At 64.1% G+C, this 12,914-nt stretch carries 17 protein-coding genes and 1 tRNA gene; 7 read left to right on the top strand and 11 right to left on the bottom strand.

What is annotated here, in order from left to right:
- Positions 1–83: 83 nt before the first annotated feature.
- Positions 84–1,706: a M23 family peptidase gene (locus tag IVA96_RS12755; protein WP_247417531.1), complete on the bottom strand. Its 1,623-nt coding sequence runs from the start codon at positions 1,704–1,706 to the stop codon at positions 84–86.
- Positions 1,707–1,730: 24 nt separating this feature from the next.
- Entirely contained in the window at positions 1,731–2,297 is a 567-nt protein-coding gene (efp, locus tag IVA96_RS12750; RefSeq protein WP_027572324.1) for an elongation factor P, read from the bottom strand.
- Positions 2,298–2,459: 162 nt separating this feature from the next.
- Between efp and epmA the strand changes: the two genes are divergently transcribed.
- The 3 genes from epmA to IVA96_RS12735 are packed head-to-tail and all read left to right on the top strand — an operon-like array spanning position 2,460 to position 4,901.
- Positions 2,460–3,512, top strand: a complete 1,053-nt coding sequence (gene epmA, locus IVA96_RS12745) for an EF-P lysine aminoacylase EpmA (RefSeq protein WP_247417529.1) — start codon at positions 2,460–2,462, stop codon at positions 3,510–3,512.
- Entirely contained in the window at positions 3,509–4,603 is a 1,095-nt protein-coding gene (locus IVA96_RS12740) for a lysine-2,3-aminomutase-like protein (RefSeq protein WP_247417527.1), read from the top strand. Before epmA ends, IVA96_RS12740 begins: the two co-directional genes overlap by 4 nt.
- A 43-nt stretch (positions 4,604–4,646) precedes the next feature.
- A complete protein-coding gene (locus IVA96_RS12735; RefSeq protein ID WP_247280996.1) occupies positions 4,647–4,901 on the top strand; it encodes a hypothetical protein in 255 nt (84 codons plus the stop codon).
- A gap of 71 nt (positions 4,902–4,972) precedes the next feature.
- On the opposite strand, the gene IVA96_RS12730 is transcribed toward IVA96_RS12735, so the two are convergent.
- The 6 genes from IVA96_RS12730 to IVA96_RS12705 all read right to left on the bottom strand — a co-directional run bounded on the left by IVA96_RS12730 (position 4,973) and on the right by IVA96_RS12705 (position 9,502).
- On the bottom strand, positions 4,973–6,058 hold the full coding sequence (locus IVA96_RS12730) for a 3-deoxy-7-phosphoheptulonate synthase (RefSeq protein ID WP_346015470.1): 1,086 nt from the start codon (positions 6,056–6,058) through the stop codon (positions 4,973–4,975).
- 233 nt (positions 6,059–6,291) lie between these two features.
- A complete protein-coding gene (locus tag IVA96_RS12725; RefSeq protein ID WP_247417525.1) occupies positions 6,292–6,870 on the bottom strand; it encodes an HdeD family acid-resistance protein in 579 nt (192 codons plus the stop codon).
- A gap of 71 nt (positions 6,871–6,941) precedes the next feature.
- On the bottom strand, positions 6,942–7,982 hold the full coding sequence (locus tag IVA96_RS12720) for a PrsW family glutamic-type intramembrane protease (RefSeq protein ID WP_247280998.1): 1,041 nt from the start codon (positions 7,980–7,982) through the stop codon (positions 6,942–6,944).
- Positions 7,983–8,220: 238 nt separating this feature from the next.
- Positions 8,221–8,493 (bottom strand): hypothetical protein, encoded by a 273-nt coding sequence (locus IVA96_RS12715; protein WP_247280999.1) that lies wholly within the window; start codon positions 8,491–8,493, stop codon positions 8,221–8,223.
- Positions 8,494–8,590: 97 nt separating this feature from the next.
- Complete coding sequence (locus IVA96_RS12710; RefSeq protein ID WP_247281000.1) at positions 8,591–9,217, bottom strand: PilZ domain-containing protein; 627 nt, start codon at positions 9,215–9,217, stop codon at positions 8,591–8,593.
- A gap of 210 nt (positions 9,218–9,427) precedes the next feature.
- A tRNA-Glu gene (locus IVA96_RS12705) sits at positions 9,428–9,502 on the bottom strand.
- A 223-nt stretch (positions 9,503–9,725) separates the two neighbouring features.
- Here IVA96_RS12705 and IVA96_RS12700 point away from each other — a divergent pair.
- Genes IVA96_RS12700 through IVA96_RS12690 form a run of 3 tightly spaced genes read left to right on the top strand, consistent with a single transcriptional unit; the run spans position 9,726 to position 10,468 of the window.
- Positions 9,726–9,980, top strand: a complete 255-nt coding sequence (locus tag IVA96_RS12700) for a PilZ domain-containing protein (RefSeq protein WP_247417522.1) — start codon at positions 9,726–9,728, stop codon at positions 9,978–9,980.
- 56 nt (positions 9,981–10,036) lie between these two features.
- The gene (locus IVA96_RS12695; RefSeq protein ID WP_247281002.1) at positions 10,037–10,294 is read left to right on the top strand and encodes a hypothetical protein; all 258 of its coding nucleotides are present in this window, start codon (positions 10,037–10,039) and stop codon (positions 10,292–10,294) included.
- Positions 10,295–10,300: 6 nt separating this feature from the next.
- Positions 10,301–10,468, top strand: coding sequence for a hypothetical protein (locus IVA96_RS12690; protein WP_247281003.1), 168 nt, complete (start codon positions 10,301–10,303; stop codon positions 10,466–10,468).
- A 125-nt stretch (positions 10,469–10,593) separates the two neighbouring features.
- Here IVA96_RS12690 and IVA96_RS12685 read toward each other — a convergent pair whose 3' ends face one another.
- Together IVA96_RS12685 and IVA96_RS12680 are read right to left on the bottom strand one after the other, a co-directional pair.
- Positions 10,594–11,232 carry a glutathione S-transferase gene (locus IVA96_RS12685; protein WP_247417520.1) on the bottom strand — a complete coding sequence of 213 codons (639 nt, stop codon included), beginning with the start codon at positions 11,230–11,232 and terminating at the stop codon, positions 10,594–10,596.
- Positions 11,233–11,519: 287 nt separating this feature from the next.
- Complete coding sequence (locus IVA96_RS12680; RefSeq protein WP_247281005.1) at positions 11,520–11,972, bottom strand: VOC family protein; 453 nt, start codon at positions 11,970–11,972, stop codon at positions 11,520–11,522.
- Between the two features lie 538 nt (positions 11,973–12,510).
- On the opposite strand from IVA96_RS12680, the gene IVA96_RS35595 reads away from it, so the two are divergent.
- Positions 12,511–12,642, top strand: a complete 132-nt coding sequence (locus tag IVA96_RS35595) for a hypothetical protein (protein ID WP_256464567.1) — start codon at positions 12,511–12,513, stop codon at positions 12,640–12,642.
- A gap of 51 nt (positions 12,643–12,693) precedes the next feature.
- On the opposite strand, the gene IVA96_RS12675 is transcribed toward IVA96_RS35595, so the two are convergent.
- Positions 12,694–12,903 carry a hypothetical protein gene (locus IVA96_RS12675; RefSeq protein WP_247281007.1) on the bottom strand — a complete coding sequence of 70 codons (210 nt, stop codon included), beginning with the start codon at positions 12,901–12,903 and terminating at the stop codon, positions 12,694–12,696.
- Between the last annotated feature and the right edge of the window lie 11 nt (positions 12,904–12,914).

Here is a 12,914-nt window from a genome sequence, read left to right as displayed (position 1 = left end):
AAACCCTTTCCCTTCTTCGTTCGAGCCGGCGGTGTGCGCGACGACACGCTCTTGCTCCGCCTGGCCTTGGAACGAGCAAGTCCTCAATTCTCCTCGCCGCTCGAGCCCTCGCGCAGGTCCTGCTTGATCACATCTTCCGGCAGCGCGTGTGCCACGGGCTGCGGAGTGCCTGCGACCTCCGGGCCGATCTCGCGGCCGCGGGCGCGGATCAGGCGCTCATAGGCCGAGACCAGCGTGACGTAGGGACTGACCCAGATCCAGCCGTCGCGGGTGAACACCTGCACGTCGAAATGCAAATGCATCGAGGTGCCGGCGGGATGGTCGAGATAGTTCGAGATCACCCCGATCTTCTCGCCTTCGGTGACGATGCGGCCATTGAGCACGCCATCGGCGTTCAGCGCCTGCGGGTTCATGTGCATGTAGCGGAAGCGGATGTGCTCGGTGCGGCTGTTGACTTGCAGCGTCACGGCCTGGTCCTTGGCAGAGCGGATCACGATCGCGTCGCGGACGGCGACGACACCGCGCCGCTTGGGATCGCAGGGCTCGCGGCCGTCGCCGGGCGGCGGGCAATCGGCGGCGCGAATATCCTCGCCCTGGTGACCATATCCGCCGGCGCACTGCCAGACCTCGAAACTGCGGGACTCGCAGAAATTGTCGCGCCAGGGATAGGCGGTCGGGCTGTCGCTCCTGTCACGCCTGCCATGGGATTGCGAGCGCACGAAGGCCGGCGCCTTTTCGAGCGGAAAGCGGATCTGTGCATAGGCCATCACGTCGGGATGGCCGCCTTGCTTGCGATAGCCCGTATTCGGGATGATATCGCCGCTCGGTCGATAGCTGAAATCTGCCGAGCGTCCGGCCGGACGATCGAGGACGTTAGAGGCAACGTCCATCAGAGGCCGCATCCGTTGCCCGCCCACGATCCGGAGCGCCTTCAGGAAGCGTTCTGCGACCGGATAGGCTTCCTTGCAGGCGAGCCGCCGCGGCTTGGCGATGCTGTCAAGGCACTGGATCGACACCACATAGGCAACGCCGAAACGGGTGAAGGCATAGCGCAGATAGCCTTCCCGGATGAACCTGCGCAGGTCTGGATAGGTTGCTGCGAGGGGTTTGACCGGCTCGCCCTTGCCGCCAGAGGGATCGGCGATGTCATAGACGAGCGCCGAGCCCGTGATCTGCACCTCAACCGGCCTTGCGTACACCCGGCTCGGCATGCCGTCGCCGGCGCCAGGCTCGAACGAGAACGTCGCGCTGTAGCCGGCGGGGCCGGCGTCGAACATGTCGACGGGATTGAATTCAGCCTGGTAGCGCGACAGCGCGAGCATAGCCGGCGCGCCGTTGCGCTGCGCCTCGAGATACGCGGCGGCGTCGAACGGTAGCAGCACCGGCACGGGGCTGCGGGCGATGCCAGTGAAGAATTGCGAGGAGACCGCGTTGAGCTGAACCAACGCGGGTATTGCGCGCGGATCATGGCGCGGCACCGAACGGCGGGGTGCGAAAATGAAATCGTCCGCGACCCGCGGACGACTATTGATCTCGGCGCGGAACTGGTCGAGCGCTGCGCGCCAATCGACGCGCAGGGCCGTGAGCGAGGGGCTGCGAAATTCTTCCGCAGCAAGCCGGGTGGCAATGAGGAGCGAAAGCGACGCCAGGAGTTGCGAGACGAAGCGGAAACCTTTCCCAACCACTGTCTCGCCCCCCGGCGGCACCTGTTGCGATCGCTCTGTTCCCCGTTAGTCCTTGGCGCGTTCGGCGTAGGAGCCGTCTTCGGTCATCACCACGACGCGGGTGCCGACGGTGATGTGCGGCGGCACGGTGGTGCGCACGCCGTTGGAGAGCACCGCGGGCTTGTAGGAGGAGGAGGCAGTCTGGCCCTTGGTCACCGGCTCGGTCTCGACCACTTCCAGCGTCACGCGCTGCGGCAGCGCGATCGAGACCGGGTTGGTGTCGTGCATGGACAGCTTGACCGTCATGCTCTCCTGAAGATAGGCAGCAGCGTCGCCGACGACATCCTTGGAGACCTGGACCTGGTCGTAAGTCTCCGGGTTCATGAAATGGTAGCCGTCACCGTCCTCATAGAGGTAGGTGTAGTTGCGCTCTTCGATCGTTGCCTTTTCGACCTGGTCGGTCGTCTTGTAGCGTTCGGAGATCTTTACCCCGTCCGAGATTCGGCGCATTTCGATCTGGCTGACCGGGGTGCCCTTGCCGGGATGGATGTTCTCGGCGCTCACGACGACATAAAGCTTGCCGTCTTGCTCGATCACGTTGCCCTTGCGAATAGAACTGGCGATGACTCTCAAAGCTGTATTTCCTGCTTGCTTGGCCCGGCACCGGCCAGGACGTGGTCGAATGGATGGGGGACTTGGGGCCTCAAATCGGACCTCGGCGCCCGTTTCGGGCCGCAACATACTGATTTTGCCGTTGGATGCCAGCATTTTGCTGTTCCGAGGGGCAATCGGCTAATGGCTGGGGACAAGCCGATTTCGCCGTTCTGGTCGCCCGGGCGGCACCGCGACCGGCAGCCTTTCCTCCAGGCCAGGGGGGCCATTACCGCGGCTCTCCGGGGATTTTTCGCCGAGCAGGGCTTCGTCGAGGTCGAAACCTCCGTCCTCCAGATCTCGCCCGGCAATGAGACCCATCTGCACGCGCCCCGGACCGAGATCATGCGGCCGGACGGCAGCCGCGCGAGCCGTTACCTGCGAACCTCGCCGGAATTCGCCTGCAAGAAGCTGCTGGCGGCGGGCGAGACGCGGATTTTCGAGTTTGCCCGTGTGTTCCGAGACCGCGAGCGCGGCGACCTGCACCTGCCCGAATTCACCATGCTGGAATGGTACCGCTCAGGCGCCCCCTATGACGCCATCATGGCGGACACCGTCGTCGTCATTGCCCGTGCGGCGCGGGCGACCGGCATCGGAACCTTCTCGTTCCGAGGCCGGACCGCCGATCCCTTCGCCGAGCCAGAGGTTGTGACGGTCGCGGGGGCGTTCGAGCGGTTCGCCGGCATCGACCTGCTGTCGACAATCTCGGGCGGCGAGGGTAACCGTGCCGCGCTCGCCGAGGCGGCCGGTGCCAAGGTCCGTGTGGCCGAGGACGACACCTGGTCGGACATCTTCAGCAAGGTTCTGGTTGAACATGTCGAGCCGCATCTGGGGCAGGGCCGTTTGACGATTCTGTTCGAATACCCATCTCCAGAGGCGGCGCTGGCGCGGGTGAAGATTGATGATCCGCGGCTTGCGGAACGGTTCGAGGTCTATGCCTGCGGCGTCGAGCTTGCCAACGGCTTTGGCGAACTCACCGACGCCGAGGAGCAGCGCAAGCGCTTCGCGGAATCGATGACGGAGAAGCAGCGCCGCTACGGAGAGGCCTATCCGCTGGATGAGGACTTTCTGACCGCGGTCGCTGCGATGCCGGAGGCGAGCGGCGTCGCGCTCGGCTTCGACCGGCTGGTCATGCTGGCGAGCGGCGCATCGCGAATTGATCAGGTGGTGTGGACACCGCCTGCGGGTGAGGCATGACGAAGACCAATCTTGCACGCACTTTGCGCGAGCCGGCTGAGCTCGTCGCCGAAGGCCTGGCGCCCGCAGCGACGCTGCCGGCGCTGGAGCGCGTTGCCGCGCGCTATGCGGTGGCGATTACGCCGGCGCTGGTCGAGCTGATTGACACCGCCGATCCCGCCGATCCCATCGCACGGCAGTTCGTTCCGACCGCGGCCGAACTGGACGCACAGCCGGGCGAGAGCGCCGATCCGATCGGCGATCATCCGCACTCGCCGGTTCCCGGAATCGTGCACCGCTATCCGGATCGCGTGCTGTTCAAGTTGGTTCACGTCTGTGCGGTCTATTGCCGCTTCTGCTTCCGCCGGGAGATGGTCGGGCCAGGTAAGGAAAACGCACTCTCGGACAGCGCCTATCGCGCAGCGATCGACTACATCCGCGCGCATGGCGAGATCTGGGAAGTCATCCTCACCGGCGGCGATCCGCTGATGCTGTCGCCACGTCGCATGAGCGAGATCATGGCCGATCTGGCGGGAATCGATCACGTCAGGATCATCCGTCTTCACACCCGCGTGCCCGTGGCCGATCCCGCGCGCATCAGCGAGGAGATGGTCGCCGCGCTCAAGGTCGAGGGAGCGACCACCTGGGTCGCGTTGCACGCCAACCATGCGCGGGAACTGACCGGAACGGCGCGCGCCGCCTGCGCGCGGCTCGTCGATGCCGGCATTCCCATGGTGAGCCAGTCCGTGCTTTTGCGCGGCGTCAACGACGACGTCGCTGCTCTATCGGATTTGATGCGAGCTTTCGTCGAATGCCGGATCAAACCCTATTACCTGCATCATGGCGATCTCGCGCCGGGCACTGCGCATCTGCGAACCACGCTGGCGCAGGGGCAGGAGTTGATGCGGCAGTTGCGTGGGCGGGTGTCAGGGCTGTGTCAGCCTGATTATGTCGTCGATATTCCCGGCGGCGCCGGCAAGTCGCCGGTCGGGCCGAATTATGTGGTGGTGGCACAAAATACCGCAGGCGATGCGGGTGAAGCGGGAGCCGAAACGCGCTATCGTATCATGGACTATTGCGGCGACGTTCATCTCTATCCGCCGGAAACATGAGCGGTGCTGGAGCGTGCGTCGGTTTGAGAATGGAGAAGCGGACATGAAAAAGATCATGGTGGCAGCATCGCTCGTGGTCTTGCTCGGTGGCGCGGCGGTTGCACAGACCGGCGGCTCCAAGGGCTCGACATCGGGCGGCGCCACCTCTGGAACGGTGTTGCCGGCACCCGTCGGTCACCGCCAGCCGCGCGCGGCTGACGTGCCGAGCGAAAAAAATCTGAGCGACGCCAATGATCCTTTGAGCAAGGAAAACCAGGCGCTCGACAAGAAGATCAAGAGCATCTGCCGGGGCTGCTAGGAACCGCACCTCTCCCCGGCGGGGAGAGGTGAAGAATTGAGCCCCCGACTGACACTTCGCCTCGTCACGTCCTAAGCTGATCGCTCGTGCAGACCAGCGCGCTGGGTGTTGCGGCGGATCTCGACTGCATCGGCGAGCTGCTCAAGCACGGCGGCCGTGGTCGTCCAGTCAATGCAGCCGTCGGTGATGCTCTGTCCATAGGTAAGCGGCTTGCCGGGCACCACATCCTGACGGCCGGCGACCAGATTGCTCTCGATCATCACGCCCATGATGCGGTTCTCGCCGCTTGAGATCTGGCCGGCAATATCGGTCATCACCAGCGGCTGGTTCTCCGGCTTTTTGCTCGAATTGGCGTGGCTTGCATCGATCATCACGAGCGGCGCAACGCCGGACTTGGTCAGCTCGTTGCAGGTGGCCGCGACGCTTGCCGCGTCATAGTTCGGCTTGCTGCCGCCGCGCAGGATGATGTGGCAGTCCTCGTTGCCCGCGGTCGAGGCGATCGCCGAGCGGCCGAGCTTGGTCACCGCCATGAAATGATGCGGATGCGAGGCCGACTTCACCGCGTCCGCGGCGATCCGCACGTTGCCGTCGGTGCCGTTCTTGAAGCCGACTGGGCAGGACAGCCCCGACGCCAGTTCGCGATGGATCTGGCTCTCGGTCGTACGCGCGCCGATCGCAGCCCATGACACCAGGTCGGCGATGTATTGCGGCGTCGTCATGTCCAGGAATTCGGTGCCGGCGGGCAGGCCGAGATTGTTCACCGCCGACAGCACGTTGCGCGCCAGACGCAGGCCCTTGTTGATGTCGAAGCTGCCGTCGAGATCGGGATCGTTGATCAGGCCCTTCCAGCCGACCGTGGTGCGCGGCTTCTCGAAATAGACCCGCATCACAATCTCGAGCTGGTCGGCGAGGTCTTCGCGTACGCGTACGAGGCGCTCGGCGTAGTCGAGCGCGGCCCTGGGATCATGCACTGAGCACGGGCCAACCACGACCAGCAGGCGGTCGTCCTGGCCGTTGAGGATCGCATGGATGGCATTGCGCGCTGCCATCACCACGCGCGTCGCGGTGAGCGTGCGCGGGACCTCCCGCATCACCTCTTCCGGCGTGTTCAGCTCTTTCAGTTCGCGGATACGAAGATCGTCGGTCGTGCTCAGCACGGCGGGCTCCTGTCTGTTAAGAACCTGCCGGCCAATAAAAAAGCCGCCAGGTCTGGCGGCTTGTTCGGACGTTTGCTGCAATGTGTCAGATTGAGCGCGATCCTCCCGCCGCCAGCGAGCTGTCGTAGCTAAAGTACCAAAAATAGCCGGTGGCGACGGTGATCATGGCAGGCCATATAGCGCGGCGCTGGCGGGTTGTCACCCCTAAAACAGAACACGGCGCAACGAGCGTGTCAGGTGTTGCTCTTGCGTGCCGCCAGGGCCATGCCGATCAGGGTGGCGCCGCCGAACAGCAGGTTGATACCGACCAGGACGCCGATCGCCCATTCCGCCGAGCTTGGCAGTCCGGCGATCACCATAAAGGAGATCGCGATGTCGACGAGGCCCGAGATCAGGAGCCATGACCAGCGGCTGCTTAGCTCGCGACGGTGCTCCAGTGCGTACATGATGGTGGTGACGCCTTCGGCGAGAAAATAGGCACCGAGCACGATGGTCAGCGTCAGCACCGCTTGGATCGGCCGCGCCAGCAGAATTCCGCCGGCGAGCACCGCCAGCGCGGCCGAGATCAGCGACCACCAGAACCCCGGCGTGCTGCGCGCCCAGTAGGTCGCGATCAATCCGCCGATGCCGCTGATCAGGAACATCCAGCCGAGGAAGATCGCGGTCGCAAGGCTCGCGAGGGGCGGCAGGATCAGCGCGGCAATGCCGAGAACGGCGAGGAGGATGCCTTCGAACAGAAAGGCCTTCCAATGCGCCTTCACCGTTTGGCTCATCGCCGATTGCATCCGTGAAAACTCCTCGGGCGATGTCATCGGCAGGCTCCGGGACGAGAGGGCTGGGCTCAATCTACTAGGTGCATGTCGCGCTGGCCATCCCGCGAGGGTTATCCCCCGCCGGGCGCCGAGGAAAAACCTTCGGCGCTGGTGCGGATGCGGTTGCGGCCGAGAATGTAGATCGCGGTCGTGACAATCAGAAGTGCAAGACCGAGCAGGATCGAGGTGAGGCCGATCGGGATCAGCGCCAGCGTCAGATTGCGCTCGGGATTGATCAGCCAGTGATGGAGCGAGGTCAGCACGAAGGCGAGGCCCAGGAAGCCGACGCCGCCGCCGGCAAGCAGCAGCGCCCACATCCGGCGCAGCTGGCTGAGCCGCTCGCGGGCGACGTCGGTCCGGGGCGCGTGATGGCGCGCGACCCGCCGGACCAGGCGGATGGCGAACGCGATCGAGCTGAAGCCGATCAACAGGCTCGCCGCGCCCAGCCACATCCGCAGCGTCGGGTCCAGATCCGGCATGCGCTGGAGAGTCAGCAGCGGAAAATCGAACGCCGAATGCAGCGCGAGTGGGCCGGCGAAGATCAGCAGGCGGCTGGACAGGCGGGCCCAGTCGCGATGGTGGCGGTTGGCTCCGAGCGCTGTGCCGGCGCGGGCAATGGTGAGGTAGGCGCCCGCGATGATGCCAAGCGCGCCGTGGAACGGCACCGTCAGCACGCTGCGCAGGGCGGCCAGCGAGCGCCACATCTCGGCATGCTGCACGAGATACGCAAGGTTCTCGTAAGCGGCAAAGCCGAGGCCGACTGCGGCACCATAGACCACGGTGTCCATCGGATTGGCGAAGGTCCGCCGCTTGGTCGAGGAGACCAGCACGATGGCGATCACCTTGACGGCTTCCTCCGGCAGCGCGACACCGAAGACCGAATGCATGGCGAGCGCCGCCCAGGGATCGTCGGGCGCTGCGACCATCCTGGCGAAGGGCGCGCGGGCGAGGCCCAGCAGCGAGATGCTGGCCGCCCCGAGCAGGAAGGCGGTCCAGACCTGGGCGGGCGGGCCCGGGCGCTCCTCGGCGGCGATGACAAGCCACAGCATCAGCAGCGCAGGCGCGACGGCGGCAGTTCCGATGACAGTGGGTAGCGCTTCAATCAGGTACATCGGCGCCGAAAATAGGTTCCCTTGATGAGCTTATCTACATTCACCGGTGCGACCATGTGTCATGCGCTCGCTGTCGGCTCGCTTAACGAGCGCGACAGCCAGCGTTCATCAGGGCGCCCAACGCCAAATGTGAGCATCATCGATTGCATGGCAAAGCCAGCTCGTCACCTGTCGCAGCGCGCCCCGTCGTCGGATCTGATTGATAAATCAGATCAAGCGAATGGGTGGGTTTGTTCGCTCAATGGGTGGTGAACGGCGATGGCCCGCTGGGGGCGATATCGAAGGCTCCGAGATGGAATTCCGCGCCAACGGAATCGTCCGGCTCGGCTGGTTGCGCCAGCAGCGTGAAGGCGGCCTGCGGGTATTGCTTCCAGATTTCGAGATCGCCGGCGGTGATGGTGAGCCAGCCGAAGGTATACATGTAGCGTCCGGGCTCGGTGACCCGGCCAACCCTGTCCCAAGTGATCTTATCAACTGTGACTTTATCAATCGTGATCTTGTCGACTGCCATTCGGTCCCCCGATCGCAAGTCTGCAAATGTGACATCCGGATCCGCAAAAACTGATCCCGCAATGGGGCCGCGATAGGGCAGCGATCTGCCCGGCTTCTCAGGCCGACTGGAGCATGGGCGTGCGGACAATCAGCCGGACGAGGTCGTCCCGGGACTGCTTCTCGGCGAACTTGACCGCAAAGCCGTGGTGGAATTTGCGGATCACGCGCCCGACGCAGGCGCCGACCGCAAGCGGGGTTCCAATCGGCGGGTCGTATTCGCAGGAGATCGCGACGCCTGCGGTGGAGACGTCGATGATGAAGCACGAATGGGTGCTGCCGTTGGCAAGCGTCAGGAACGTGTGCGGGACTTGCGGAACGAAACGCGCGTCTTGCCGCAGCTCCTGGACGCTGGCGTCCTTCTGTTTTTTCTCGAGCCAGGTTAGCTTTTCGGACATCCAGGCGCGCCGCGCCCGCGTCATCTCGAGCTCCATCAGGAAGCCCGACTTCAGCGTCGCGCTGATCGTGCACTGGAATTCGCCGAAATCCTGGAAGTAGGAGGTCAAGCGCTCGCCGACTTTTCCGACCACCGGTACGTCGACGATCATGCGGAAGGGCGAGACGCGCTTAGTGCGGCAGGCGAAGCTGCGCAGCTTGCCTTCGCAATCATACCAGCGCGGCAGCGAGTAGCTGCCGTTCAAGGTGACTTCCACTGCACGCTGCCTCAGGAACTCTGCAACAGACATGAACGCCAACCGGGGTTTCAGGGTGATTTCCGTAGTTCGACGGTAGTGGCCAAATTCTAAGCAAACGATACCGTCGCGCAGGAGCAGGGGTAAATTTCCGGTAAATGCGCGGATCGGTCGGACATTGGGCTGATGACGTGCAGGCGGCGTGCCATCAGGCGCGCCTTGCCCCGAAATGGCAGGCTGAAGAGGCGGGAGCTCGATAGAGCGTGGCGCTCCCTAGCGGAATCGAACCGCTCTCTCCACCGTGAAAGGGTGGCGTCCTAACCGATAGACGAAGGGAGCAAACGCAGGGCCCCGCCGCTTTCCGCGGCACGGCCGCTGGCCGGCCGAACAGTGCCCGGCGGCTTGCAGCGCGCGAACGTATAGTGGCCTTTGCGCTCCCGGGCAAGCCGTTCGGGAACGCTCTTTTGCTCCCGGTGGATAGCGCCGAGCCGGGATGATCAGGGGGCGAATTCAACGGTTTCTTAGGGTTCCCTGAGTAGCGCTGGAGTGGGAGATTTTTCCGATGCCACCGCCCAAGAAGCGCTCAGAGCGCAAGCTGCTGTCGCGGCACGCCTGGATCACGCTCGACGGCGGATTCGCGGCGCGGCATTGCCTGGTCCAGGACATCTCGGATACGGGCGCGAAGATCACGATGGACGAGGATGCGAGCCAGCTTCCCGGGGTGATCCGGATGGCCTTCGCGCGCGATGCGCGGACCGGGCGAAGCTGCCAGGTGGTCTGGCGCCGCGGCAAGTCGGCCGGCATCAAATTCCTCTGACATCGCTGCGCGCCGATCCGGTGGCGCGCACGGCCCGTCCGGGCTACAAGGCGGCCATGCGCATGCCGCTCCTCATCCTGATCTCGTTTGCTGCCGTATCCGCGAACGCAGCGGAGAGCCTGCGCCTGCCTCCCGCCGAGCGGCCGCAGGCGGGCAAGGAGACCGGCAAGATCCTGCCGCTGAAGGGCACGGACGGTGCAGGAAAGGCCGGCTCCTGCGCCTCCTATGGCCCGCGCTTCGTCATGGTCGAGGGCACCGGGACCTGCGTGAAGGTCGGCGGCTCGGTCAGCGTCGACACCAGCATCCGGCGCTAAAGGCCCATGTCGGCGGACCTGTTGCGGCTCGATATCCTCGTCCCCGTGCTGATGTACTGCGCGCTGCTGTGGTGGGTCGGCCGTGGCCTCAGCTGGACCGCACGGCTCGCCACCGCGGCGGTGACGCTGATGCTGATCATCTGCGTGCTGCTGGTCGAGCGCGGCTGGCTCTAGGGCCCAACAAAATATGCGAAAACAACCCCATGCACAGTAGCCATCAAGTGCTGCCGTGACGCCTGGCGCTTGCGCCGCGACGACGATTCCTCGCGCGATCATCGCAACTTACGCCGCGTCAGCGGTCACGACATCGGCGGTGCGACGAATTGCGCGAATCCGGGCCGCTTGCCGAGCTCGGCGAGCCAGCGCGTGAGGTGCGGCTGGGCCGGACGGCTGATGCCTTCGACTCCGAGCCACCGCCGCGCATAGGACCCGATCGCGATGTCGGCGAGCGTGAACGCATCACCCTCGATGAAACGGCGCGAGGCGAGCAGGCCGTCGGCGATGGCCCAAACCTCGGCAGCGGCATCGGCATCGCGCTGCACCTGGAGCACGTCGCGCTCGGCGGGCGCGGTGCGAACGATGCCCCAGAACACCGGGCGATCGACCGGCTGCACCGTCGACAGCGTCCAGTCGAGCCAACGGTCGACCGAGGCGCGCAGCTTCGGCGGCTCCGGGTAGATCGGCGTGCTGCGCCCATGCGCGAGGCAGAGATAGCGCATGATCGAATTGGACTCCCACAGCGCGAAATCGCCCTCGACCAGCGTCGGAATCCGCGCATTGGGATTCATCGCCAGATACCCGGCCTCGCGGGTCTTGCCGTATTGCATGCCGGCATCGATGCGCTCGTAGGGCAGGCCGAGCTCGGTGAGGCACCACAGCACCTTCTGCACGTTGACCGAGTTGGCGCGGCCCCAAATCGTCAGTTTGGTGTCAGGCATGAGGCGTCTCCCGCGGCGTTGTCGTTTGCGCGCGTGATAGCGGAATTCGCCTCATCGAGCGATGCGCGATTGCGCCGAGCCCATCATGCAAAAAGCTCCGCCCGGGGCGGAGCCTTCATTGCAAATTCAACGCGACGCTCAGCGGCCGAAGAACAGCCACAACAGAATGATCACCGGAATCGGCACGCCAAGCATCCACAGCAACAGCCCTCTCGCCATCGCATCCTCCTCCAATCGGCTTCGTTGGGAAGAGAACGACGGGCGAGAGGGCTTGTTCCTGCTGGGTCTTACCAATGACCGGTATTCGGCATCGATGCCCAAGGCTCCTGCGGCGGCTTCGGTTCGCCCTTCTGCAACAGCTCGATCGAGTGCAGGTCGGGCGAGCGGACGAAGGCCATGTTGCCGTCGCGCGGCGGCCGGTTGATGGTGACGCCGGCCTTCATCAGGTTCTCGCAGGTGGCGTAGATGTCGTCGACCTCATAAGCGAGATGGCCGAAGAAGCGATCCTCGCCGTACTTCTCCTCGTCCCAATTCCAGGTGAGCTCGACCAGCGGCGCGCCGCGCGTTTGCGGCTGCTTCTTCAGGCCTTCAAGATCGTCCGCCGAGCACAGGAACACCAGCGTGAAGCGCCCCTTGTCGTTCTCGATCCGCCGCACCTCCTTCAAGCCAAGCGCATCCTGGTAAAACTTGAGCGCGACATCGAGATTGCGCACGCGCAGCATGGTGTGGAGGTATCGCATGGTTGTTGCTCCCTGGACGTATGGAGGGTCTTGCTATGGGCCGGGACGGCGGGGCTAGGAGATAGCAGGAAAAGGGGAGGAGGGGCAGGGGGCGGGCGCACGTGTGCGTGAGCGGAATACAGCTGGTGAACTACACCAACCAACGTGAACCGAAGGGGGCGATCGGGATCGCTTGTTGTAGTTCGCCTTCGATCTCCTGTAGCCCGCTGGCCAAGACCTTCGGACACGCCCGTCAGAGTCGAGCCGAAGTTCTACGCTGACGTGGAGTATCGCGACATCACATCCGAAGGGTTGTTGCGCGCCAGCTCATTCGAGGGGCTGAGCAAAGGAACGCGCCGTTCCTATCTGCGTTTTAGCTTCCACAGTGTAAGTAGAGTACCGGCCGTGAAACCGGATCGCGTGAGGGTAGCCGTCAAACAGGCCCAGGTTATTCTGGCAAGTTATGTCGAGCCGGGGTCGTGCGACGGCAATAAGACAATTAATGATCTGCTGGATGTTCTCGACGACCAAGTGCTGATCGAGGCCATGGAGAGGGAAGATGCGCAAGGCACTGGCAGAACTAAGTGAGGACGAACGTGACGTGTTGCTTTATCTCGCCGACCTCGGCACTGCAGCATGTCTCTCTGGCCTGATCGTCAGCATCATCAAGTTCATAGGCGATCAGTTTTGACAAGCCCGACTGCCCGTCTGCTTCGGCATGGAGCCACCACGGGAAAGTCCACTAGCGAACTACGCCTGCCGCATCGTCCTCGTTCGGCAAGAGCCAATCAATCGCAAGTAGGCCGGCCTCAACTACAACGAAGGCGGCAATGCCGCCGAGCAGTCCGAAGAACACAATCGAGAAGGTCGCGAGCAAAATCGCGCAGAACACGTCGGCCAGCACCTTGCAAATGCGTTGCGCCTGGTCCTGCTTGGATGTGAAGTACGGCATCTTGGCTCCTC

The sequence above is a fragment of the Bradyrhizobium sp. 159 genome (assembly GCF_023073795.1).
Classification (GTDB): Bacteria; Pseudomonadota; Alphaproteobacteria; order Rhizobiales; family Xanthobacteraceae; genus Bradyrhizobium.
Note: the sequence above shows the minus strand (reverse complement) of the source record. Positions and strands in the feature narration are given on the sequence as shown.